We start from the raw sequence: 22,526 nt of genomic DNA on the forward strand, positions 1-22,526 counted from the left end.
CGAGGTAGGCGTAGACGGGTTCATCGACGCATGCCTACATCTTGGACGTTAACCGGCGTCAATGCTTCCAACCCAGTGCGGGTGCACGTGGGGACGCAGTGTAGCCTTACGGGGCCAGACGCGAGATGGCCCAGCCGCCGGCACCGTCCGAGCGATAACGCAGGCGATCGTGCAGGCGCGAGCTGCGGCCTTGCCAGAACTCGAAGGTGTCCGGCACCAGGCGATAGCCACCCCAGTGCGGTGGACGCGGCGGTGCGTCGCCGAAGCGGGCGCGCGCTTCCTGTTCGCGGGTTTCCAGAACCTGGCGGCTGGCCACTTCACGGCTTTGGTCGGATGCCCAGGCACCGATGCGTGAACCCAGTGGCCGTTTGGCGTAGTACTCGTCGGATTCTGCATCAGACACCCGTTCGACGCGGCCTTCGATGCGTACCTGGCGCTCAAGCGGAATCCAGAAGAACAGCAGGCTGGCAAACGGGTGCGCGGCCAGGTCTTCGGCCTTGCGTGATTCGTAGTTGGTGAAGAAGCTGAAGCCGCGTGCGTCCTGACCCTTGAGCAACACGATGCGGGCAGACGGGCGGCCATCTGCGCCCACCGTTGCCAAGGTCATGGCATTGGTTTCCGGCACGTGCGTGGCAAGTGCCTGATCGAACCATACGGTGAACTGATCGAAGGGCGAGGCAGCCGCTTCGCTTTCGCGCAAGGCGCCTTGAAGATAATCCTGGCGCAGGTCGGCGATCGACATGGCAGCCTCCAAAGTAGGGAAGTCGAAACTACGGGGGTAAGTTGAAACTATAGCGGCTGCGCATGGCAGCCTGCTTGATCGACGGCAAGCAAAAGTCGCACCTTGGCGGACTTTTCTGCTTGCCTGCCCAATCAGGCGGCCGGAGATACGGCAGCCAGGGCCGCAGCGATCTGTTCCAGCTGAACGTCACGAATACCGTGTTCGCGCAGCGCGTGCGCGGTGTTCAGCACGTAATCGGTACACGGGCCGTAACGGCCCTTGCCACGACGCACAGCCGCCAGCAGTTCCTCGCGGCAGATGTCACCGGCATAGCCCGAACTGCGACGGTTCATCACGAAACACAGGCAGCGCACGACGCCGGTTGCGGTCTGGCAGTCCAGCCAGCGCGGCAGGTAAGAGCCGCTCAGCATTTCGCGCTGCCACAGGGCCTTGAATGTAGTGGGCACGTTGGTGTGGGCCACCCGGTAGGCGATGCCACGGCAGGCTCCGCCGCGATCCAGGCCGAATACCAGGCCAGGGGAGTCTGGCGTGCCCCGGTTGACGCGCGACCACAGGCACAGGTCGCGGTGGTAGCCGCGAATGGTGCCCGCCAGGCGTTCGACGTGATCGAATCCGGGGTTCCAGATCAGCGAGCCGTAGGCGAACACCCATAGGTCGTCAGTCAGATTCCAGTGGGCCAGCGCGCTTTCCATCGAGGCATCGCGTTGGGCGTCGGTCAGCAAGACGCCAGGGGGCAAGGCGCAGGCCGGGGCAGTGCCGGAGATTGAATCAGATGGGGTCATGCAGGCTCCTTCATGGCAGCTTCTTCAGGTCTGACCCTGTTTTGCCGGCCTCGTTCACATCGTCTTGCGCATCCCGTTCGCCCGGCGGTTTAGGAATGGCTCCGGCCACCAGGCACAGCCCCATCGCGCAGAACAAGGGCGTGAGGCCAATAGCCGCCCCCACTGCACCGAAGCTGAGCGGAATGCCGACCTGACTGCCCTGAAGCGCTGCCATGCGCAAGCCCAAGGCTTCAGAGGCACGTCCTGATGGGGCGTACTGGTACATCAGCGCCAGCATGCTGGGCTGGCAACTGCCGACTGCCAGGCCCAGCACGAAGGACAGCGCCATCAGCCACGGAATGCTGGTGGCAAACGGGAACAATAGATATACGGCGGCAGCCAGCCAGGTGGATGCGCGGACCAGGTCCCAGGGTTTCATGCGGCGCTGGATCAGCGGCAGCACCAGGCGAATGACAAAGATCGCCACGCCGAAGCAGCCCAGGATCAGGCCGATGGTGGTGGCGCTGAAGCCCAGGCGGATGCCGAGGATCGGCACCATGAACATGTGGAAGTCCCACGCGGCGGCCAGCAGCAGATTGCTGAGCAGGATGCGGCGTACCAGCGGATCGCGCAACATGCCGTGCGGCTTGGCGGAGGCGGTGGTCACGCGGGTGGGGCGGGCCACGCTTTGCGGCAGCTTGTGCGGCTGGTAGATGAGCGACACCAGCGCCAGGATAGGCGAGACGATCAGTACTGCCAGCGCCGCCCGGTGCCCCATGCCGTCGATCGCAAACCCTGCGATCAGCGGACCGGCAAATCCGGAAATCGAATTACCCAGCGCCAGCCACGCAAAGTTGGCGGTGCGCTGCGCCGGACCCACGCCCTTGCCAAGCAAGGTTTGTGTGGACAACTGCTGCAACATGAAGCCAATGCCGATGGCGCTGGATGCAAAGGCCAAGGCAGGCCAGGCCGGCCACGCCACCGGCATGGCCACGCCCAGGATGATCAGACAGGTGCCCACCCGCATGGGTTTGCCGGCCCCGATGTAGTCCACCCACTGGCCGGCACGTATCGACAGCAGCATGGGCAGCACGGCAAACAGCGACACCAGCACACCAACCGCCAGCGTCGACATGCCCCAACTGAGCGCCGCCAACGAAATCGTGACGCGGGCTCCCGTGAGGGCGACGTGGTTGAGGATCGTGATGCCGGAGAAGGTAAGGACCGCGGGCAGGCTGAGCGCTGCGTCGGGCGCTGCCGGGTCGGCTACCCCTGCGTTGGCTACCCCCGTGTTGGCTACCCCGTTCGCTGCTGTATTGGCTGCTGCACTGGGTACCGCGTGGGAATGCGTTGTTGCATGTGTCAGACCGGAGGACGGTCTGGCACAGGGTGGGCTGGCCATGGGCTCTGTATAGGGACGCTGCCGGGGTAGCTCCGGCAAAGAACTATCATTGTCGACCTGTGCCGGACCACACGCAAGCAGTTTGGTCGTGCCGTTTTGCGTTTTTCACGCCACTGCCTTTTTCGCGCCACACGTCTTTAGCCGTTACCACCTGCCCTCATGTCACTCAACGTTTCATCTGACCTCGCTTCTTCCAATGTCGATGCCGAACGCCGCTTTGGCGGCGCGCGTCGTCTGTATGGTGAGTCTGCCCTGACCACGCTGGATGCCGCCCACGTAGCGGTAGTCGGTCTGGGCGGGGTCGGCTCCTGGACGGCCGAGGCGCTGGCGCGCACCGGCATTGGCGCGCTGACGCTGATCGATCTTGATCACATTGCCGAATCCAACGTCAACCGGCAGATTCATGCGCTGGACGCCACGCTGGGGCAAAGCAAGGTCGATGCAATGGCCGAACGCATCCAGGGCATTCACCCTGGCTGCCGGGTCACGCGGGTCGACGATTTCCTGACGCCGGACAACGTGGCCGAGGTGCTTGGCCTAGGCATCACCATGATTGTGGACTGCACAGACCAGGTGTCGGCCAAGATCGCGATGGTCTTGCACGCGCGGGCGCGTGGCCTGCCGCTGGTGGTTTGCGGCGGCGCGGGTGGCAAGACCGATCCGCTGGCGCTGCGGGCCGGTGACTTGAGCGTCGCCATCAACGATGCGCTGCTGGCCAAGCTGCGCAATCAGTTGCGCCGCAATCACGGTTATCCCAAGGCAGCGCTGGTGGCGGGCAAGCCGCCGCGCCGGATTCCGAAGATGCAGGTGCGGGCGCTGTGGTTCGATCAGCCGGTTCGCCTGCCGATCCCCGAAGCTGCGGTGTGCGAGGTGGACGCTGCCCCCGCTGCGCCGCAAGGCCTGTCGTGCGCGGGTTACGGATCGATCGTCACGATCACCGCTGCAATGGGCCTGGTGGCGGCCAATGAAGTGCTGCAAATCCTGTTTCCGCCGACCCCGTCCAAGCGCTGAGCGGCAGGCAGGGTAGCTTGCCCACCCTGCTACGATTGAGCCCTCTTCGACGCAGGAGCCTGCATTGATTCCAGTCTTTTTCCCGTTGCGCCAGCCAAGCGCGGTCTCTTCGGCATGGCGCACCGGTGCTTGCCTGGCGGCAACGCTGCTGGTGGCAGGCTGTTCGGTGCTGCCCGGTGGCGGCAGTGGCCCGAGTGCGGCCGCAAGCAGTCAGATCGCTGAACTGGGGCCAATACCCACCGCGCCCGGCGTGCCGCCCCCGGACACCCCGGCCGAGGCGTGGCAGATGCAGTTCGCGCAGGCTCTGCACGATCACCAGGCAAGCAAGGTATTCGAGGGCATTCCGCAGAATCCGCTGTACGCCATCATCGTGCTGGAAATCGAACTGGACGCCAAAGGCACACTGCGCAACGTACGCAACATGCGCAGCCCGCCACATGGTGCCAAGGAACGTGATGCCGCGATTGCCTCGGTGCGGGCAGGTGGGCCTTACCCGCCACCGCCCCGGCAATTGTTGAAGAACGGCGTGGCGAAATTCACGGAGACCTGGTTGTTCAACAACGATCGCAGGTTCCGTCTGCGTTCCCTGGCTGCACCGCAGTCGCCGGAATGATTCGATAGATGAAGAAAAGCGGGAGCGGGGCGTGATGTCCCCGTCCCGTTGATCAGGCCGCCGCCGATGATTCCGGTGCCAGGTCGATATGCGGTTTGGCCAGGCTGTGGATGCGCGGGAAGTCCAGGTTGTTCAGGGCTTCCTGCACTGCGTCCAGGAAAGGTTGGCAATCGGGCTGCAGCAAGGCCCACTTGCGGCACCAGTCCTTGATGTCGCTCAGGCCGCCTTCATCGGCCAGGGCAGCCAGCTCACGCAACGCGTCGGCGTCGGGGCGTGCATCGTGCGGAGCGTCTTCGGCTGTGTTCAGCAAGACCGGTTGCGGCGCGAACGGGCGGGCAAGCTCGTCTTCCACGAATTCTGCGGTGGACAGCACGGCTTCCGCCAAGGCGTCGATACCCGCGTGTGGCGCAACAATTCCGAACACAAACCGGCTGCCGGCATTCGGCGCACTGTCCAGGCTGAGTTCCCCACCCATGCTTTCAATGATGCGTCGGGCAATGAACAGTCCCAGGCCCACACCGCCGCCCAGGCGCTGGCCCTGCTCGAATTCACCAAAGATGCGTGTCTGGTCTTCGCTGGCAATACCGATGCCGGTATCGTCAACGATGAAGCGCAGCGCCCAGCCTTCAGCGTGGGTGTCCGCTTCCACGGTCAGGGTGATGTTGCCGTCACGCGTGAACTTTGCCGCGTTCGACAGCAGGTTGAGCAAGGCTTGCTGCAAACGCCGCGCATCGACCAGCACCTGGCCGGGCAGCCGAATTGCCCGGGTGAAGATGAAACGGTTGTTCTGCTGCGAGGCAAGTGCTGCGGCATAACGGGCAATGTCATCAAGCAGCACACCGATGTCGGTCGCCTTGGGATTGATGCTCAGTGGCCTGACGGTATCGCGGCTGTATTCCAGCAAATCATCGATCAGGCTCAATTGATAGTCGGCGCCACGCTCGATGGCGCGCAGGCCGGTTTCCGCTGGCGCAGCGCGCAGCCGCAATCGGCGCACGTAACTCAGAATGGTGGCAATCGGCGCGCGCAGGTCGTGGCCGATGTAAGCCATGATGCGCGTCTGCTCGCGGTTGGTCTGTTCGGCGCTGGCCAATGCCCGGTGCAGTGCGTCGGTCTGGCGGGCGACTTCGTCGCGCAGGCGTTCGTGTTCCGCTGCCTGCCAGGTCAGCAAGGCTTCGCGCGCGTCATGATGATTGCGATTCAGGCGGCTGGCCCAGGCAGCAAGCAGCGCCAACACCGTCACCATGGCCAGCAGGGCAACCGCCGAATCCAGCGGGTTGTCGGTGGAACTGCTTGCGATCCAGCCCATGGCTTCGCCAAAGCGGTGCGGAGCGGCCACCAGTATCCAGAACAGCAGAACGACCAGCAATTTCCCCGGTGGCGGCAGCGTTTTCCATTCGCGCAGGCCAAGGACCAGCAAGGCGACGCAGATGGTCAGCATCGAGATCGCATAACCCAACGATGCAAACTTCACTTCGCCCATCAGCGCCATGCCTGCCAGCACCAAGGAAAACACGGCATATATCGGCAGCAGCTTGATGCCCCGAAGATCGGGCCGCTCGCGCCGGATCACGTCGTAGACGAACAGCACCGCCAGGCCGCTTCCCACGCAGAACAGGAATGCGGTCGCCACCACGCTCCATTCGCTGGCGTCAGGCCACAGATAACGTTTTCCGTAACCCCGGAAGCTGGCTTCCTGCAGTGCATGCAGGCAGAAGAATCCACCCAGCAGCAGGAAGGGGCGGCCGCGTGACAGCAAGCCGAAAAGCATGCTGTACAGGCCGACCATGATCAAACCGCCGATCAGGATGACATCGCCCAGGGCGGCACGCAGCTCGGTATCGGCCAATGCGCCGGGCGAGAAAATCCGGGGCAGAAATTGCAGCGCCGTGCGGCTTGATATCCGCACCAGGGTACGTACCTGCTCGCCGGGTGCCAGTTCGATGCGCAGCGCCGGACGCCGCGAGAAGGTTTCTTCGGAATCCATCGGCACGGCCAGCCCCGCCAGCCGGCTGGACCAGATGCCGTCCTGGTACAGGTGGAACTCCACGTTTTCCAGGCGGGGCGATTGCAGGTCGAGCATGATGATGCGTGCGTCGTTAGACGCGTTGGCAAGATCCAGCACGAACCACCAGGCCGAGCGCGAGAACCCCGGGTGCAGCAGGCGCGTATCGGCAACAAAACCGCCGTCGGGGCGCTCCAACCGCTGCGTGACCTCTTTCAGCGTCAGCGTGCCTGTCGGATCTTCGAGCACACGTGTAAATGCAGCGGCCTGGCGTGGCCAGACCTCATCGTCGTGCAGTGCGAGCGGTGCCGCCTGTGCCGCGGAAATATGCGCAAGGAACAGGAAGAACAGGCTTAACAGGCAGGCAAAACGTAATCGCACGCTCAGGGTTCGTCTGGGTCGGGGACCGGTGGGCTAGTGGGGCCGGCAAGCGCCTGGGCGCGTCGACGGTATTGGGTGGGTGTCATGCCTGCGTGTTCGCGGAAAGCAGTGGCAAAGTTGGTCGGTTTGGCAAAGCCGACTTCATCGGCGATTTCCAGAATGCTGAGCGAACTTCCGCCCAGCAGCCGTTTGGCCAAGGCCAGACGCTGTTCACGCAAATAGCCAAATACCGATTGTCCCAGCAATTCCCGAAATACCAAGGACAAACGTTTCTCATGCGTGCCGGCCTGACGTGCCACTTCCTGCAAGGTGGGCGTATGCGTCAGGCTGCGCAGCATATAGTGCTGGGCGGCTTGCAAGATGGCGTGGCTGTCCGATACAGGTGCGTTGCTTGCCGGCATCACGTCTTGCATGGCCACGCCTGCCGCCAGTGCCAGATGAATTTGAATGCGAGCGATCACTTCTTCGGCGGAGAACGGCTTGGCGACATAGTCGACTGCCCCCTCGCGCAAACCCCGTAGCCGTTCCGAGGTTTCGTTGGACGCGCTCAGGAAGATCACCGGGATCGACGCGGTTGCCGGGTCGGTCTTGAGCAGCCGGCATGCAGCAAATCCGTCCACCCCATGCATGCGCACATCCATTACGATCAGGTCGGGTGAACTTGTCACCGCCCGTTTGTAGCCCTGCGATCCATCAAACGCAATACTGATCCGATAACGTTCGGTGCCAAGCATTTGTACGAGCAGACGCAACTCGTCGGGGTTGTCGTCGACCAGCAGGATATGAGGGCGGGGGGGCAGGGTAGGGGAAGCGGTGCGCATGCTGATCGAACCAAGGCGAGGAACGCGCAGCTTGGTTTCCAAGTCTCAGAATGTAAACAGTTTTGCCGCGCGAGCAAAGTTTCTGTCTGTTCTGCCAAACATGGCTGTTGCGTCCACGGCGGAGAATGGCACTATGGCAGCGCGCACACGCGCGCCATGCTCGACGACGTGGACGCGGTCCTACGAGGAGGTCTCGAATGCAGCAGGGAAAGAGCACCGCCACGCGCCGCTTCATCATCGCCGTTGCTTCCGCCAAAGGCGGTACCGGTAAAACCAGCCTGGCTGCCAACTTGGCGGCAACGTTTGCGTTGTCGGACATGCCGGTCGCCGTGCTCGACCTCGATCCCCAGGATGCCTTGTATGCCCATCTTGACCCGGTCGGCGGTCACAGCGAAGGCATCGTCGGTGCCAGTCTGGATGGCCGTCACTGGGCCGATATTGCGCGTTACAGCCCGAACGGTGCCATGGTGCTTCCCTATGGCAAGACCAGCCACACCGCACACCAGGTCTTCGAGCGCGCGCTGGTGAACGAACCGGATTGGCTGGCCCAGGGGCTGGACAGCCTCGATCTGAGCCCTAACTGCCTGGTCGTTCTCGATACCTCGTCCACGATGTCGGGCTTGTCTGCGCAGGCACTTGGCCTGGCCGATCTGGTGCTGATTCCGTTGCTGGCCGACGCGGCGTCCTATGCCACCGTGCCCGCAATGCGACAATTGCTGGATGCTTATCCACCGCGCCACGACCGTGGCCGGGAATCTCTCTATATCGTGAATCAACTCGACGCTGCCGACGAACTCAGTCGAGACGTGGCGAGGCTGATGCGCCGCGAGCTTGCCAGTCGTCTGGGCGGGGAAGTGGCCATCGACCCGGTGTTCCGACGGGCCCACGCCAGCCGCTGCAGCATATTCGACTACGACGCCAACAGCCGCGGAGCCAATGATCTGCTGGCCTGTGCACGTGTGATTGCACGACGTTTTCCGGTTACTCAAGATGCATGATGCCTCGATCGACCAAGCCGGGTTTCCCTGGGCGCGCGACCCCCTCCATCTGTCGAAACTGCTCGACAGTACGGCCGATTACATTGCGTTCATCGATAGCGCCGAACGATTGCAATACCAGAATCGTGCTGCCCGCGAACTGATAGGCGGCGTCGATCTGCGTGGACAGACGCTGACCGAACTTGAGATATACATGGGCAGTTCCGCGTGGGGCGCGCAGGTTCGCGTCGCCCTGCAGGACGGCGTGCATGTTCAGTTCGATTGGTTTGCACCAAACGTGCAGCGCTGGCTGACGCAGGACGTTTATCCGGTGGCGGACGGCATTGCATTGTTCGCGCGCGATGTCACGGTGCGCCACGAACAGGAACTGGCGCGCCAGCACGACCATCAACGCCTGAGCCATCAGGCCAGCCACGATGCGCTGACGGGCCTGCCCAATCGCATGGCCTTGCATGCGATGATCGATGAAGAGCTGAAGCGCCCGGGTGGACCGGAATTCGCGCTGCACCTGATCGATCTCGATGGCTTCAAGACCATCAATGACACCCTGGGCCATGCCGTTGGCGACTTGCTGCTGAAGCAGGTGGCCGAGCGTTTGTCGACCTGTCAGGGTGCACAGGGAACCGTTGCCCGTTATGGCGGCGACGAATTCGTACTGCTGCAAACGGGAAGCGTGTCGCAGGCCGAGGCGGTTGCCACCGGGCGGCGCATCATTGCCGAGCTGAGCCGCGCGTATCAGATCGAGCGTGAAAACGTGTTGGTGGGTGCCTGCATCGGCATCGCGTTTGCACCGCAACATGGCAAGGACGCGGACAGCCTGTATCGGGCGGCAGATGCCGCGATGTATCAGGCCAAGGCCGTGGGCCGCAACAACCTGCGTTGTTTCGACCCGGCCATCCAGCATGACAAGCACCGTCGCCAGGCCCTGCGCGCATGGATGCGCGACGCCATTGCCAAGCAGGAATTGCATCTGGTGTTCCAGCCGATGATCACGCTGGAAACCGGGCTGGCCACCGAGTTCGAAGCCTTGTTGCGCTGGCGTCAGCCAGTGCTGGGCGACATCGGCCCCGCTGAATTCATTCCGATTGCCGAGGAAAGCGGCCAGATCGTGGCCATTGGCGCGTGGGTGCTCGATCAGGCCTGCCGCGCAGCAGCCAATTGGCCAGCAACCTTCACGGTCACGGTCAATCTGTCGCCCATGCAGCTGGTGCCGTCCATCGTCGACACCGTGGCCAATGCCTTGCAACAGTCACGCCTGGCACCCGAACGGCTGACGCTCGAAATCACCGAAACTGTCTTGCTGGAAAACAGTGCCTCGAATCTGACGACGCTGCATACCTTGCGCGCCATGGGTGTGCGCATTGTCCTTGATGACTTCGGTGTCGGGTTTGCGTCACTGAGTTATCTGCAGCAGTTCCCGTTCGACAAGATCAAGATCGACCGCAGCTTTGTCGGTGATCTTGAGCGCCGGCGCGACAGCCAGTCCATCGTCAAGGCGGTGATTCTGCTGGCTGACGACATGGGCATGGACACCACGGCCGAAGGCGTGGAAACCTCGGGCCAACTGTCGTGGCTGCGTCAGGCCGGGTGCGGTCAGGTGCAGGGCTTCCTGCTGGGACGGCCGATGTCTGCCGAAGATTTGCCTGGTTACCTGCTGAGCTACCTGGCCAGCGAAGGTGCTGGCGAGGTCAAGGTTGACGCGGTCAAGGGTTGACGCGCAAGGGTCGATGAGGTCAGGTCAGACTGACAAACAGCGTCAGGCGATTTTCATCGCCGCGACGCTCGTAGACCAGGTCGTCCAGGTAGTGGCGCATCAGGCTGACGCCGTGGCCGCCGATTTCTGCATCATCCAGGGACAGGGCCAGGGTCGGGGCGGCGAGCTGTGTCGGATCGAAGGCCTTGCCGTTGTCGATCACGCACACACTGAGACGATCGCCATCGCGCGTGTATTCCAGGCGCAGCCTCGGCTGCGCGGAATATCCATCTGCAAACGCGTAAGACACGATGTTGGTGAGCGCTTCATCAAGACTGAGGCTGAAGCCGAAGCGCAGCTTGGGCGGCCAGTCTTCGCGCTCGGCCACACCATCGACCCAGTCCATGGCCTGGGCGATAGCGTCGGTCTGTACGCTCAACTCCAGCGAATCATGGATCTTGTCGGTCATGCGGGAGGCCCTGGGATGCGTCGTCGAATCATACGTCAGCCTGCGGGCTTGCGGGCTGTTCGCGCCGTTCAACGTCGATTTGATCAATAGACAATGTCGGCATGATGATCAATGTTCAAAATGCAGGCGAAGCCATGCGCTGCCATCGCTGTGTCTGCCGGTCGTGACCCGATCGCTCAGATGCCGCAGCAGTTGTACCGAGACACCAGATAGCACCGCGTCCAGCGCGGCGTCGTCGCTGTCCAGCAGCAGGCTTAGGTCAGGGCGCTGATCCTGACCAAGCGGCAGCGGTGCGCCGTCGTGGCTCAGGATCAGGTCCAGGCTCAGTTCGTCAAAGCTGCCACGAATGCTTTGCAGCCTACGTCCGTCTGCGCTGGCGATGGCCTCGGCCGCTTCGACGGCGGCCAGCGTGGCACGCTGCACCACGTCGCGACGCGCGGCCCAGGCACCGCCTTGCAAGGCAACGAAGTCCGAGACCTGCTCGGCAATGGGTGTGCCATCGTGCGTAATCGGCTGAACCTCGCGCCGGGCCAGTCCGATACGAAACAACAGGGTCAGCGCAATGGCGACGGCCCCTGCCACCACAAAGCCGCTACCCGCCAGGAAGCGCATGGATTCCGGGGCCTGCTCGGCCAGCTGTGGCAGCAGCATGACGCCCAGCCCGGCGATCAGCGACAGGCCCACCATGAAGATGCCTCGGCTATCCAAGGCGCGTGACGCAATCAGCTCGATGCCCGACACGATCAGATAGGCAGCTGCATAGATTTCCACTGCGCCGAGCACCGGGGTGGGGATCAGCGTCAGTGCCATCGTGACCTGCGGCATGAACACCACCGCCAGCAAGACCAGCGCCGTGCCGACACCGATCAGGCGCGCCGTGCTGCGGCTGACATGGCACAAGGCAATGTTGGCCGATGAGGTCGCGGTGGGGTAACTGCCCAGAAACGCGGTCAGCAGATCCCCCAGGCTGCTTGCCTGGATGCCGCGACCGACGCCGCGCATGTCGGCACGCCGCCAGTTGGCATCGTCCATCTTCTGCATGATGGTTACGCTACCCAGCGTGTCCAGGTGGGTCAAGACCGTGATCAAGGCCACGGCCAGCAGCACACCGCTTGGCACCTTGAACACCGGGGTGGCAATGGTGGGCACGGCGAACCAGGGTTCGGCTGCCAGCAATGCGCCATCGGCAAGCTGGCCAGTCAGTGCGGCGGCAGCAGTGCCTGCACCGATGCCCGCGATCAGCGCAAACAGTTTGACGGTGCGATTGCCCCAGATCGAGCCGATGACAATCACCGTCAGCGTCAAGGCGGCGACGCCCAGACTGCCCATCGAGATGCGGTGGTCTGCGCCCATGCCTAAAGAATGCGTCACCGACGGCGCAATCAAGGACAGCCCCACCATGGCCACCACCAACCCGACCAGGGGCGCGGTGAATACCTTGCGCAGATGCGGCGCGCAGCGTGCCACCACCAGGCCGGTAATACCCGCCGTCAAGCCGATCGGCACCATTGCGCCCGGACCGTAGTCCTTGATCATGTTGGCTGACAGCACCAGCAATACCGGGGCAGGAATATGCACCAGCAACATGCCTGCGCCCAGACGACCACCCCAGGCCTGCAGGAAGGTGGCAACCGCCATGGTCAGGATCGACACCGCCATGAACGAGCGCGTGTCCGTCGGGGTCATGCCGGCAATGCGTGCCACCGCCAGGATGTAGACCGTCAGCGACAGCGCCGTCAGTCCGTGCTGAATCGACAGCGGAATCAGCGACGACCAAGGCGGGGTGTCATCGGCGGCATAGGTCAGGTCTGGCGGGCGGCGGCGCAGCGGGCCTGCGGGCAGGCGCAACGCGCGAAACAGCGGGGTGGCAGTTTTCATGGCCGGTATGATCGCAAGCCCGCTCGCCGCCAGCAACGTGATTCGGCAGAGCCCGCCAACGACGCACACGAACAACAGCTTGGGTCAACCCTGAGATTGACTCTCATTTAAAACCTATACTCACGCTGGTTCTTGTCGCCACGCTTGGTACGTACTTCGCTTCCCGTCGTACCTGGTCCGTGACGAGCATTGCCCCAAGTATTGGCTGATACACCCGTGGTCGCACGTTATTACCGAGAACTGTTGAGATTTCTCCAAGGCATGGTCAAAGACCGCGATACCGCGGCCGACCTGGCGCAGGAGAGCTACGCACGGGTATTGGCGGTTGAACGCTCGGGCGAAAAAATCACCGAGCCGCGCGCGCTGCTGTATCGCACGGCACGCAATCTGGTCATTGACGGACATCGCCGCACCGAAGTGCGCGGGCAGAACCTGGCCGATGCCGATGCACTGGACGCGGTGCTCGACGGCCTGCAAGCGCCGGTTGCCAGCGAACCCGACGCTGCCGCCATGTCGTCGCAGGCAGTCAATGCGCTGCTGGCCGCCATCGGTGAACTGCCGCTGCGCTGTCGTGAAGCTTTCATCCTGCACAAGTTCGATGGTCTGTCGCAGGCCGAGGTGGCGCGACAGATGGGCATCTCGGTCACGATGGTGGAGCGGCACATCAAGCTGGGCATGCAGGCTTGCCGGGCTTGTCAGGATCGGATGGATGGCCGCGGTGACAGCGCCATTGATAGCTCTGCTGACAGCACCCCGCCTCGCGCATCCAACGCTCCCGGCAAAGGCGGCAAATGACGAATAACGCTGTTTCGCCCCGTGCAGGTTGGGTTTTACGTCATTCGTGCGTCTACATCCAGGTAGCCTGTCAACCCGCATGACTGACCACCATTCAAGCAACCCTCCGCTCAGCGAACTCGACGCTGAGGCACTGGCCTGGTTCGCGCGCACTGGGCGCGGAGCGCTGGCCGAGCAAGACGCCGATCTGCAGGCGTGGCTACGTGTCGACCCGGCCAGACGACAGGCATTCGAACGCTGGCAGCACGACTGGCAGGCGCTCGATAATCTGCCCGCCGACGGGATTGCGCAATTGCGCCGGCAACTGGCCTTGGACAAGGCGGCTGCCTCGGCTGCGCTTGCTGTGGCCCCCGCTGTGGCCCCTTCTGTGTCTGCTGACAGCGCTGCCGACCTTGCGCCTGCCAAGGCTGCGCGAACGTTCGTGCCTCCTGCATCGGCCGGACGTCGTACCTGGCTGCGCAACATCGTGCCGCAGGCTGCGGTGGTGATGATGATGCTGAGCGTCTCGGGCGGCAGCTATCTGGCCTGGGACCACTGGCAGCAACAACCGGTCTACACCCAGGAGTTTGCGACCGAGCGGGGTCAGCAACTGGATCTCCAGCTGCCCGACGGCAGCCGGCTTCGTCTGGACACCGCCACGCGGGTGGCTGTCACCTTGTACCGCCAGCGACGGGAAGTCTTGCTGACCGAAGGCCAGGCCGTGTTCCAGGTGCAGGCCGATCCGGCCAAGCCGTTTGATGTGCTGGCAGGACCGATGCAGGTCACCGTGGTCGGCACCCGTTTCTCGGTGCGCCACACCGCAGGCGTGCCAGGCGACGACGGCGTGCGGGTGGCCGTGGAAGAAGGGCGGGTGCGGGTCAAGCGTGCGTCCAAGCTTGGCGTGAAGGCAACAGGGGCTGAAAGTGGCGCAGCCGAGGATGCACAGGCCCTTGAACTGGGGGCTGGGCAACAGGTAAGCGCCGATCTTGCCGGGGACTTGACCCCGGTGGCAGCGGTAAGCGCAGCGGGTATTGCTCCCTGGCGTGACGGCCGTGTCACCTTCGACAACACGCCGCTTGCTCAGGCGCTTGCCGAATTCGAGCGTTACGGGCAGACCGGGCTGACGGTGCGTGATCCGGCGGTGGCTGCGCTTCGGCTGACCGGCACCTTCGATCCGCAGCGCCTGGGCAACTTCCTGCTGGCCTTGCCGAAGGTGCTGCCGGTTCGGCTGCGCACCGATGCGGCGGGTACCGAGATCGTGGCATCGCGCTGAGTGCGGTCACGCTGATTTTTTTCGCGCCTGGCCCCTTTTCAATGCCGATACTGCATGTGATCCGAGCACACCGCCTCGCGGATGTCGGCGCGTATCGTCACCTGCAGCGACAGTCGATAAAAAAATTCACCGGACAGGTTGGGATTTCCGCACGACGTGCGTCTACCTGAGAAGGCTTCTTATTCCACTTCTCACGGAGTTTCCCCGCATGTCCCGTTTTTGCTTCCGTCCTGCGCCCCTGACCCTGGCAATTGCCATGGCCGTGGCTGCCATTCCGGCCATGGCCCAATCGTTGGGCGCGGTCTCGGCATCTCCGCAGGTGGAAGTCAATATCCCGGCCCAGCCGATGGCGCAGGCGCTTGACGCCCTGGCGCGGCAGGCGCGGGTGGAATTGATGGTGCAGCCTTCGCTGGTGGCAGGCAAGCTGGCACCGGCTGTTGCCGGGCAGCTGACTGCGCGCGAGGCACTGAATCGCCTGCTGGCCGGCAGCGGTTTGACGGCAGACATCGAAGGTACGTCGGTGACGATTCAGCGCGCGCGAAGCGGTGCTGCCGAGCCGGCAACGCTGGCACCGGTCACGGTGTCTGCGAATACCGAGCGCAGCGCAGTGACCGAACACACGGGCTCGTATGCTGCGCGGGCCGTCACAGTCGGCAAGGGTGAACAAGCCCTGAAAGACATCCCGCAATCGATCAGTGTCGTCACCCGTCAATTGATGGACGAGCAGAAGCTGACGTCCATCTATGACGTGCTGGCAAGTACCACCGGTATCACCATTCAGCAAAGCCCGCAGGGCGGCAAATACATCTACTCGCGTGGCTTCGATCTGACCACCATGCAGTACGACGGTGTGCCCTTGAACCGTGGCATGTATGGCCGCGCCAACAACTTCACCGCTGGCACTGCTTTCTACGATCGCGTGGAAGTGCTGCGCGGAGCTGCCGGCCTGCTGCAAGGCTCGGGCAACCCGGGTGGTGCGGTGAACCTGGTGCGCAAGCGCCCGCTGGACACGGCCGTGACCTCTGTTGATCTGCGTGCCGGGTCGTGGGATCGCTATGGCGCACAAGTGGACTCAAGCGGCATCCTGAATGCCGAAGGCACCTTGCGCGGCCGCGCGGTGCTGGATCACAGCGATGAACATTCATTCATCGATTACGTGAACCAACGCAGCACCACGCTCTACGGCACCCTGGAATACGACCTGTCGCCGTCCACGCAGCTCAATGTTGCGCTCAGCTCGGAAGAACTGACCGGCCGGCCTTCGATGAACGGCCTGCCGCGTTTCAGCGACGGCACCGACCTTGGCCTGCCGCGCTCGACTTACTTTGGCGCGACCTGGAATCGCCGTGACACGACCAATCGTGGTCTGTACGCTGACCTGTCGCATAGCTTCAACGAGGACTGGAAGTTCAAGGTAAGCGTGGCGCACGTGCTGGAAAAACATGATCTCAAATACCTTGGTTCGAACCGCGCGGTCAGCCCGATTCTTCGCCAGGGTGCGGTGCTGGCCACACGCTCGACCTCCGATATCGAAACCTCGGGCATCGATGCCAATCTGACGGGCAAGTTCGAGGCCTTCGGACGTCGTCATGAGCTGGTCAGCGGCATGAATTATTCGCGCGCGTCCAACGACACCGTCTATGGCTTTCGCACCAACTACAACGTCTTCGATATCTACAACTACAACCCGAACCTCCGCGAGCCGAGCGACGATGAAATCTACGCCAGCAACCGCGAAGCGAAGCTGGGCGTGTCACGGCAGTTTGGCGTGTACAACGCGCTGCGCCTGCAGCTGACTGATCCGCTCAAGCTGATCGTCGGTGCGCGTGTCAGCTGGTTCAATACCGACTGGACGACCAACACCACCGGCATCAGCCCCTCGCGTTCGGTCACGGAAAGCAAAGAGAACGCCAAACTCAGCCCGTATGCCGGTCTGGTGTATGCCATCAATCCGCAATGGTCGGCCTATGCCAGCTACGCCGATATCTTTCGCCCACAGACCGAGCAGAACGAGGCTGGGCAATTGCTCAAGCCCGTGGTGGGGGCCAACTACGAAGCTGGCCTGAAAGGCGAGCTGATGGATGGACGCCTGAATACCTCGTTTGCGGTGTTCAGCATCGACCAGAAAAATCGTGCGCAGGAAGACTTCAACACCAGCCCGACCTGCCGCAACGATTACTACTGCTACACCGACACCGGTGAAGTGCGCAGCCAGGGCTTCGATGCCGAAATCAGTGGTGAAGTGGCACCGCGCTGGAACCTGTTCGCGGGCTACACCTTCAATCACACCAAGTATCTGAAAGACGTCAGCAGCGAAGGGCAGTCGTTCAACACCTACACGCCCAAGCACATGCTGCGCGTGTGGTCGACCTACCAACTGTCGGGTGCCTTGCAAGACCTGACGCTGGGCGGCGGGGTCAGCGCCCAGAGCTACAGCTATCGACAACTGAATGGTGTGACGGCACGCATGAGCGGCCGGGCTGTGTGGAACGCGTTTGCCAAGTATCAGATCAATCGCAACTGGTCTGCCACCATGAACCTGAACAACGTCTTCAACAAGACCTACTACAGTTCGCTCGCCAACTTCGTCAACAGCAACTACTACGGCGACCCGCGCAACGTGATGCTGACGGTGCGCGGCACGTTCTGATGCGCTTGAGGCTTGTGGCTTCCACAGCGAAGGACGGTCGATGAAAGACAGCTTCAGGCAGTCGATGTCGTGGCTGCACACCTGGAGCGGACTGGTGTTCGGCTGGTTGCTGTGCGCCATCTTCCTGACCGGCACGCTGAGCGTGTTTCGGGAGCCGATCACGCGGTGGATGGAGGCGCGGCCGCTGCTGTTGGTGGATGCTGATGCGGGCACCCGTGTCAGTGCTGACGCGCTTGCCACCGCTACTGCCGTGTCGCAGGCCGTGCGTCACCTGAGCGAGCAGGCGGCCGATGCGCGTTTCTGGCGTATCGAACTGCCGCGTCGCGAGGGCGATGCGATGCAGATGTTCTGGCGCAAGTCAGGGACGGCGCAGGGCAACGAGCAGGCGGCCATGCACCCGGTCACGGGTTCCTTATTGCCGCAGCCCTGGGGCCGAGCGACCGAAGGTGGCCGCCACTTCATGTCCTTCCACTACATGCTGCACCTGCCCGAGTTCGGGTATTGGGTGGTCGGTGCCGTATCGATGTGCATGCTGGTGGCACTGGTGTCGGGCGTGGTGGTGCATCGCCGGATCTTCCAGGACTTCTTCACCTTTCGGCCGGGCAAGGGGCAGCGTTCCTGGCTGGATGCGCACAATGCCACGGCGGTGCTGACGCTGCCTTTCCTGTTCATGATCGTCTATACCGGGCTGGCGATTTTCTACACCACCTACATGCCGTGGCCCTTGCAGGCTGCCTATGGGTCAGGCGACAAAGCCAGTAGTCGATATCAGGCTGAGCTTGCCCACGACGGTACTGCCCCGCTGCGGCGTCCGCGCCTGGGTACGCCAGGTGTGCTGCACGACTTGCCGCCCTTGCTGCAACAGGCGCAGGCATTGTTGGGTGTGCCAGTGCATACCGTCATCGTCGAACAACCGGGCGACCGCAACATGACGCTGCGGATGATCGTGCGCGTGACCGGCCTGGAGGCGTCCCGCCACATCATCAATCCGGGTGGCAGCGTGGCGTTCGATGGGGTCAGCGGCAAGGTGCTGCAGGTGCAGCTTCCTACCCCCGCCAGCACCTTCGCCAGCGAGCAGGTTCACGAAGCAATGGAAGCCTTGCATCTGGTGCGTTTCGGCGGCTGGAGCATGAAGTGGCTGTATTTCCTCAGCGGCCTGTTAGGCACGGTGATGATGGCAACCGGGATCATCATGTTCTCGGTCAAGCGACGCCGGAAAAGCATGAACGAATTCGGTGCTGCCACCGCAGGCATGTACCGTGTTGTTGAATGGCTGAATGTGACGGCAGTCGCAGGAATCTGTGTGGCCTGCATCGGATATTTCTACTTGAACCGGCTATTGCCCGCAGACATGCCAGGACGTATCACCTGGGAGATTCGCGGTTTCCTGCTGGTCTGGCTGATCACCTTGTTGCATGCCATGGCTCGCCCACCTGCCCGTGCCTGGGTCGAACAACTGTGGACTGCCGCTGCCTTGTGCCTGTGTCTGCCGCTCTTGAACGGCCTGACGACCGGGCAGCACGTGGGGCGTTACCTGATGGCGTCTGACTGGCCGCGTGCCGGGCTGGAAATCACCGTGATGCTGATCGGACTGGCACTGGCCTGGGCGGCGCATCGCACACGGCGGGGCTGGCGCACGTCTGCAATGGCAAAAATGCCGCAGCGTCATGCTCGGGCCGAGGTGCAGGCATGAGTCGTCAACCGGTTCCTGTCGATGTGCTGCGTTATCGCCTGAGTGTGCTCAGCCGAGTCGTGGCAGCAAGCGTGGGGGCCTATGCCGTCACGTCCTTGATATCGGCTGCGTTTGCACTGGCCTTGCCGTGGGTGACGGGTGCATCGCGGGCGGACGCCGTGATGCTTGCCACGATGCTGAGCTTTGCGGTCTACACGATGGTGGCGTTGTGGGTGTTCTGCGTGCGCACCGCATTGCGTGCGTGGATCGGTCTGGGATGCGTGGCGGTAGCAGCAGGCTTGGTGCTGCTTGGCGCGCGGGTGTTGGGATGAACCAGGCCTGTTTTCAGGCACTCGCCTTGAGCCTGGCTGGCATGGTTGCCTTGAGCCTGGCCATGGATCGTCACTTTGAACAGTTCACGCAGCGCTTTCTGCTTTCGTTTGCAATGCGCAACGCGTTGCGTGCAGCGGGCGTGCTGCTGCTGGGCGCAGCAATGTGGATCTGCATCGTGGCCCTGGGGACGATGGTAGGGTTCGTGGCGTGGTGGGGGGGTCTCAGCGCTGGCGCACTGTTGGCGGTGCTGACGTTGAGCTATCAGCCACAGTGGGTCGCCACCGTAGGGTTGGTCAGCGGTACCGCCGCCTTGGTATCGGCGCTGGGGGCTTGACGTTCGGCACCCGGGGCGGCACCACGTCGGTCTGCACCTGCGCCCATGCTGTCATCGCGATCGCCAATGGTCGCGGTATCATCGCAAGCTTGATCGAACCGGCCACGCCGGTTACCCCTTACAGGACACGCGCAGCCCATGACAATCTCTCACGAACAAGTCGGTGATGTATTGGTACTCAGCCCCACGGGCCAGCTGAACAGCACCAACTCGGTCGCCGTTGAATCCGTTGTGCTGGGTCACGTCAATGCCGGTGCCAACAAGCTGGTGCTGGACTTCGACAAGCTCGACTACATTTCCAGCGCCGGCCTGCGTGTGGTGCTGGTCTTGGCCAAACGCCTGAAACAGACCGGCGGCAAGCTGATCCTGGCCGGCCTGCAACCGCATATCCGCGAAGTGTTCGATGTCAGCGGCTTCCTGGCCATCCTGACCGTGACCGACACTCGCCAGGAAGCGCTGACGCGCTTCTGAGGATCAGACCCACGCCATTCTGATCAGGCGTCGACGGGGACCAGCGCCACGTCGAACCAGCCGCGCAAGGCGTTCGACAGGCGCAGTCCGGTCGCGCCTTGCACGTCGGCCAGCGTCAACACCGCTTCTTCCACCTGTTCTTCATCCAGCAGCTCGGCGCGCTTGGCACCGGGCAACAGACCGCTGCTAACCGGCGGGGTCAGCCACACGCCGTTTCGCAGCACGTAGACATTCGTCCGGCTGCCTTCACAGACTTCCCCACGTTCGTTCAGGTACAGCAGATCGAAGTAGTCGGGGTGTTCGGCCAGCCAGGCCGGCGCGTCTTCATACCAGGGGCGATGGGTGGTCTTGTGACGCAACAAGGGGGCGCTGGACTGCAAACGGGTGCTGGCAATGGCCACCTTGGGCAGTGCTGGCAGCGGAGCCAGCGGCGCATGGGTGATATCGATCTTGCCGTCGTCGGCCACCAGCACCCGCATGCGATGCGTTGTGCCTTCGGGCAGGCTGGCAGCCACGCGCGCAATGGCGCGTTGCACTGCATCGACCGACCAGCGATACCCCAGGGCGCTTGCGGAACCACCCAGACGTTCAAGATGCCACGGCAGCAGCGGCATGCGGCCGTCGGGCTCCACGCACAGGGTTTCGATCAGTTGGGGACGCATAAAAAATCCGGTGGTAACTGACGGGTCAGGTCAGGGGCGTGGTCAAAAGCAAAAATCTGGAAGTGAAGCGGAGCGGGGCCTGCTTGCACGGTCGGGACTAAAGGCTGAGCAGCGCAAAGCCGGTACTGAGTCAGCGCAACACCAGCACAATGCCCACTCAACGCGTCAACACGCGCGCTTTCCACAGGCACTCTTCCCACTCATCGAGCGGATCGGAATCGTAGACGATTCCGCCGCCCACGCCATAGACGCCTGTGCCATCGGTGCCCAGCACCAGGGTGCGGATGGTCACACTCAAGTCAAAATCGCCGTTTGGGGCGAGCCACCCCAGCCCGCCGCAATACAGTCCGCGCGGAGAAGGCTCCAGGCGTTTTATGTGCTGCATGGCGGCTACTTTGGGTGCCCCAGTGATCGAGCCGCAGGGAAACAGCGCGTGCAGCATGCCGGACAAAGACGTGTCGGCAAGTTCGGCGCTGATGGTGGACGTCAGGGTCCATACCTGGGGGTACTGTTCCAGGGTGAACAAGGCGTCTACCTGCACCGAGCCTGGTTTGGCGATACGCCCCAGGTCGTTGCGGATCAGGTCCACGATCATCACGTTCTCAGACCGGTTCTTTTCGCTGGCCAGCAGTGCCTGGCCCAGTTGGTGGTCTTCGGCAGGGTTGGCACTGCGTGGTGCCGTGCCCTTCATCGGACGCGACTCGATGCGGGTGCCACGACGACGCACGAACAGTTCCGGCGAGAACGACAACACGGCGCGGCCACCTTCGGCACGGTCATCGATGAAGGCCGAGTGCGAAGCCGTTTGCTGCGCAGCCAGCCGTGCATAGATGTCTTCGGGCGTACCGCGGGTTTTTACGTCCAGCGGCAGCGTGTAGTTGATCTGATAGACGTCGCCTTCGCGGATCAGGCGACGAATTTCGTCAATCGCCGTCACGTAGTCGGCTTGGGTGACACGCGGATCGACAGAGACGATTCCGGCATCGGTATCCGGTCGACCGGGCCAGATGTCGGTGTCGTGCATGTGGGTGAAGACCAGCGCGGTCAGGCGTGGGGTTTCTGACGGTGCATTGGCTTGATCGGTGTGCGTTCCTGCACGCAAGCTCGTATCCGACCGACTACCCCGTTCCTGATCAGGCTGCGCATCAAAACCCGCCCCAAGATGCGCCCCAACACGATCCGCCTTCGAGCCGACCACAGCCGGCTCCAGCCATTCACCCAACTCGTAATCCAGCAGCAAGGCGACCCAGTAACCAGCCGCTTGCGCCTCGGCAATGCGCGCCAGTGCAGGCGCAAGCGATGCGGCCGAGGTGGCCACGATGCGTTCATGCAACCCGGACAATACCCGCGCGTGACCCGTGCTGCGGTCTTCGAAACGACACTCCATCAGTGCCGCCAAGCCGGCTGGGCGTGCGGGTGCACTGCCTGGGTAGACAGCAAGAATGCCTTCTGGTCAGTGCTGCCCTGCTTGTTCAACGCAAAGCCTATCGCGCAGACACCAAACCAGCACATCTTCATATCAACTTGAGTGCAAGGGGCCGTCACATTCCCTGTCGTGAGGGCTGTGAACGTAATAGGGAAAT

General features: G+C 62.9%; 20 protein-coding genes. 11 read left to right on the forward strand and 9 right to left on the reverse strand.

Annotated features, from left to right (window positions below; translation table 11 throughout):
* Positions 1-106: 106 nt before the first annotated feature.
* The 3 genes from pdxH to FXN63_RS05145 all read right to left on the reverse strand — a co-directional run bounded on the left by pdxH (position 107) and on the right by FXN63_RS05145 (position 2,905).
* Positions 107-742 (reverse strand): pyridoxamine 5'-phosphate oxidase, encoded by a 636-nt coding sequence (pdxH, locus tag FXN63_RS05135; RefSeq protein WP_148813446.1) that lies wholly within the window; start codon positions 740-742, stop codon positions 107-109.
* 131 nt (positions 743-873) lie between these two features.
* Positions 874-1,524 carry a gamma-glutamylcyclotransferase gene (locus FXN63_RS05140; protein WP_148813447.1) on the reverse strand — a complete coding sequence of 217 codons (651 nt, stop codon included), beginning with the start codon at positions 1,522-1,524 and terminating at the stop codon, positions 874-876.
* 10 nt (positions 1,525-1,534) lie between these two features.
* Entirely contained in the window at positions 1,535-2,905 is a 1,371-nt protein-coding gene (locus FXN63_RS05145) for an MFS transporter (RefSeq protein WP_148813448.1), read from the reverse strand.
* Positions 2,906-3,064: 159 nt separating this feature from the next.
* On the opposite strand from FXN63_RS05145, the gene FXN63_RS05150 reads away from it, so the two are divergent.
* Together FXN63_RS05150 and FXN63_RS05155 are read left to right on the forward strand one after the other, a co-directional pair.
* Entirely contained in the window at positions 3,065-3,916 is an 852-nt protein-coding gene (locus tag FXN63_RS05150) for a tRNA threonylcarbamoyladenosine dehydratase (protein WP_148813449.1), read from the forward strand.
* A 64-nt stretch (positions 3,917-3,980) separates the two neighbouring features.
* A complete protein-coding gene (locus FXN63_RS05155) occupies positions 3,981-4,529 on the forward strand; it encodes an energy transducer TonB (RefSeq protein WP_148813450.1) in 549 nt (182 codons plus the stop codon).
* A gap of 52 nt (positions 4,530-4,581) precedes the next feature.
* Here the strand turns inward: FXN63_RS05155 and FXN63_RS05160 are convergent, their stop codons facing one another.
* Positions 4,582-6,915 (reverse strand): sensor histidine kinase, encoded by a 2,334-nt coding sequence (locus FXN63_RS05160; RefSeq protein ID WP_148813451.1) that lies wholly within the window; start codon positions 6,913-6,915, stop codon positions 4,582-4,584.
* Positions 6,916-6,917: 2 nt separating this feature from the next.
* Positions 6,918-7,736: a response regulator transcription factor gene (locus FXN63_RS05165; protein WP_148813452.1), complete on the reverse strand. Its 819-nt coding sequence runs from the start codon at positions 7,734-7,736 to the stop codon at positions 6,918-6,920.
* A gap of 197 nt (positions 7,737-7,933) precedes the next feature.
* On the opposite strand from FXN63_RS05165, the gene bcsQ reads away from it, so the two are divergent.
* Both bcsQ and FXN63_RS05175 read left to right on the forward strand, forming a co-directional pair.
* Positions 7,934-8,734, forward strand: coding sequence for a cellulose biosynthesis protein BcsQ (gene bcsQ, locus FXN63_RS05170; protein ID WP_187395113.1), 801 nt, complete (start codon positions 7,934-7,936; stop codon positions 8,732-8,734).
* A complete protein-coding gene (locus tag FXN63_RS05175; RefSeq protein ID WP_148813454.1) occupies positions 8,727-10,448 on the forward strand; it encodes a putative bifunctional diguanylate cyclase/phosphodiesterase in 1,722 nt (573 codons plus the stop codon). The genes bcsQ and FXN63_RS05175 overlap by 8 nt, the downstream gene beginning before the upstream one ends.
* A gap of 19 nt (positions 10,449-10,467) precedes the next feature.
* Here the strand turns inward: FXN63_RS05175 and FXN63_RS05180 are convergent, their stop codons facing one another.
* Together FXN63_RS05180 and FXN63_RS05185 are read right to left on the reverse strand one after the other, a co-directional pair.
* Positions 10,468-10,896 (reverse strand): ATP-binding protein, encoded by a 429-nt coding sequence (locus FXN63_RS05180; RefSeq protein ID WP_148813455.1) that lies wholly within the window; start codon positions 10,894-10,896, stop codon positions 10,468-10,470.
* Positions 10,897-11,004: 108 nt separating this feature from the next.
* On the reverse strand, positions 11,005-12,774 hold the full coding sequence (locus FXN63_RS05185; protein ID WP_148813456.1) for a solute carrier family 23 protein: 1,770 nt from the start codon (positions 12,772-12,774) through the stop codon (positions 11,005-11,007).
* Positions 12,775-12,990: 216 nt separating this feature from the next.
* On the opposite strand from FXN63_RS05185, the gene FXN63_RS05190 reads away from it, so the two are divergent.
* The 7 genes from FXN63_RS05190 (at position 12,991) to FXN63_RS05220 (ending at position 20,281) form a co-directional block, all read left to right on the forward strand.
* Complete coding sequence (locus FXN63_RS05190) at positions 12,991-13,569, forward strand: sigma-70 family RNA polymerase sigma factor (protein WP_148818960.1); 579 nt, start codon at positions 12,991-12,993, stop codon at positions 13,567-13,569.
* 79 nt (positions 13,570-13,648) lie between these two features.
* A complete protein-coding gene (locus FXN63_RS05195) occupies positions 13,649-14,821 on the forward strand; it encodes a FecR family protein (RefSeq protein WP_148813457.1) in 1,173 nt (390 codons plus the stop codon).
* 208 nt (positions 14,822-15,029) lie between these two features.
* Entirely contained in the window at positions 15,030-17,471 is a 2,442-nt protein-coding gene (locus FXN63_RS05200; protein WP_148813458.1) for a TonB-dependent siderophore receptor, read from the forward strand.
* 40 nt (positions 17,472-17,511) lie between these two features.
* Complete coding sequence (locus FXN63_RS05205) at positions 17,512-19,164, forward strand: PepSY-associated TM helix domain-containing protein (protein WP_148813459.1); 1,653 nt, start codon at positions 17,512-17,514, stop codon at positions 19,162-19,164.
* Positions 19,161-19,475 (forward strand): DUF3649 domain-containing protein, encoded by a 315-nt coding sequence (locus tag FXN63_RS05210; RefSeq protein ID WP_246165038.1) that lies wholly within the window; start codon positions 19,161-19,163, stop codon positions 19,473-19,475. The genes FXN63_RS05205 and FXN63_RS05210 overlap by 4 nt, the downstream gene beginning before the upstream one ends.
* Positions 19,472-19,810, forward strand: coding sequence for a DUF3325 domain-containing protein (locus tag FXN63_RS05215; RefSeq protein ID WP_187395114.1), 339 nt, complete (start codon positions 19,472-19,474; stop codon positions 19,808-19,810). The genes FXN63_RS05210 and FXN63_RS05215 overlap by 4 nt, the downstream gene beginning before the upstream one ends.
* Before the next feature lie 138 nt (positions 19,811-19,948).
* Complete coding sequence (locus tag FXN63_RS05220) at positions 19,949-20,281, forward strand: STAS domain-containing protein (protein WP_148813461.1); 333 nt, start codon at positions 19,949-19,951, stop codon at positions 20,279-20,281.
* Positions 20,282-20,304: 23 nt separating this feature from the next.
* Here the strand turns inward: FXN63_RS05220 and FXN63_RS05225 are convergent, their stop codons facing one another.
* On the reverse strand, positions 20,305-20,943 hold the full coding sequence (locus tag FXN63_RS05225) for an aminotransferase class IV family protein (protein ID WP_148813462.1): 639 nt from the start codon (positions 20,941-20,943) through the stop codon (positions 20,305-20,307).
* A gap of 157 nt (positions 20,944-21,100) precedes the next feature.
* Positions 21,101-22,330 carry an aminodeoxychorismate synthase component I gene (gene pabB, locus FXN63_RS05230; protein WP_148813463.1) on the reverse strand — a complete coding sequence of 410 codons (1,230 nt, stop codon included), beginning with the start codon at positions 22,328-22,330 and terminating at the stop codon, positions 21,101-21,103.
* Between the last annotated feature and the right edge of the window lie 196 nt (positions 22,331-22,526).

The organism is Pigmentiphaga aceris, assembly GCF_008119665.1.
In the GTDB taxonomy this organism is placed as follows: Bacteria; Pseudomonadota; Gammaproteobacteria; order Burkholderiales; family Burkholderiaceae_B; genus Pigmentiphaga; species Pigmentiphaga aceris.

Bases quoted from the DNA above. Each gene is read 5' to 3' on its own strand.
- FXN63_RS05150 (WP_148813449.1), top strand. From the start codon at position 3,065: ATGTCACTCAACGTTTCATCTGACCTCGCTTCTTCCAATGTCGATGCC.
- FXN63_RS05225 (WP_148813462.1), bottom strand. From the start codon at position 20,943: ATGCGTCCCCAACTGATCGAAACCCTGTGCGTGGAGCCCGACGGCCGC.
- FXN63_RS05205 (WP_148813459.1), top strand. From the start codon at position 17,512: ATGAAAGACAGCTTCAGGCAGTCGATGTCGTGGCTGCACACCTGGAGC.
- FXN63_RS05200 (WP_148813458.1), top strand. From the start codon at position 15,030: ATGTCCCGTTTTTGCTTCCGTCCTGCGCCCCTGACCCTGGCAATTGCC.
- FXN63_RS05180 (WP_148813455.1), bottom strand. From the start codon at position 10,896: ATGACCGACAAGATCCATGATTCGCTGGAGTTGAGCGTACAGACCGAC.
- FXN63_RS05185 (WP_148813456.1), bottom strand. From the start codon at position 12,774: ATGAAAACTGCCACCCCGCTGTTTCGCGCGTTGCGCCTGCCCGCAGGC.
- FXN63_RS05195 (WP_148813457.1), top strand. From the start codon at position 13,649: ATGACTGACCACCATTCAAGCAACCCTCCGCTCAGCGAACTCGACGCT.
- FXN63_RS05220 (WP_148813461.1), top strand. From the start codon at position 19,949: ATGACAATCTCTCACGAACAAGTCGGTGATGTATTGGTACTCAGCCCC.
- FXN63_RS05215 (WP_187395114.1), top strand. From the start codon at position 19,472: ATGAACCAGGCCTGTTTTCAGGCACTCGCCTTGAGCCTGGCTGGCATG.
- FXN63_RS05175 (WP_148813454.1), top strand. From the start codon at position 8,727: ATGCATGATGCCTCGATCGACCAAGCCGGGTTTCCCTGGGCGCGCGAC.
- bcsQ (WP_187395113.1), top strand. From the start codon at position 7,934: ATGCAGCAGGGAAAGAGCACCGCCACGCGCCGCTTCATCATCGCCGTT.
- pdxH (WP_148813446.1), bottom strand. From the start codon at position 742: ATGTCGATCGCCGACCTGCGCCAGGATTATCTTCAAGGCGCCTTGCGC.
- FXN63_RS05210 (WP_246165038.1), top strand. From the start codon at position 19,161: ATGAGTCGTCAACCGGTTCCTGTCGATGTGCTGCGTTATCGCCTGAGT.
- pabB (WP_148813463.1), bottom strand. From the start codon at position 22,330: ATGGAGTGTCGTTTCGAAGACCGCAGCACGGGTCACGCGCGGGTATTG.
- FXN63_RS05165 (WP_148813452.1), bottom strand. From the start codon at position 7,736: ATGCGCACCGCTTCCCCTACCCTGCCCCCCCGCCCTCATATCCTGCTG.
- FXN63_RS05145 (WP_148813448.1), bottom strand. From the start codon at position 2,905: ATGGCCAGCCCACCCTGTGCCAGACCGTCCTCCGGTCTGACACATGCA.
- FXN63_RS05140 (WP_148813447.1), bottom strand. From the start codon at position 1,524: ATGACCCCATCTGATTCAATCTCCGGCACTGCCCCGGCCTGCGCCTTG.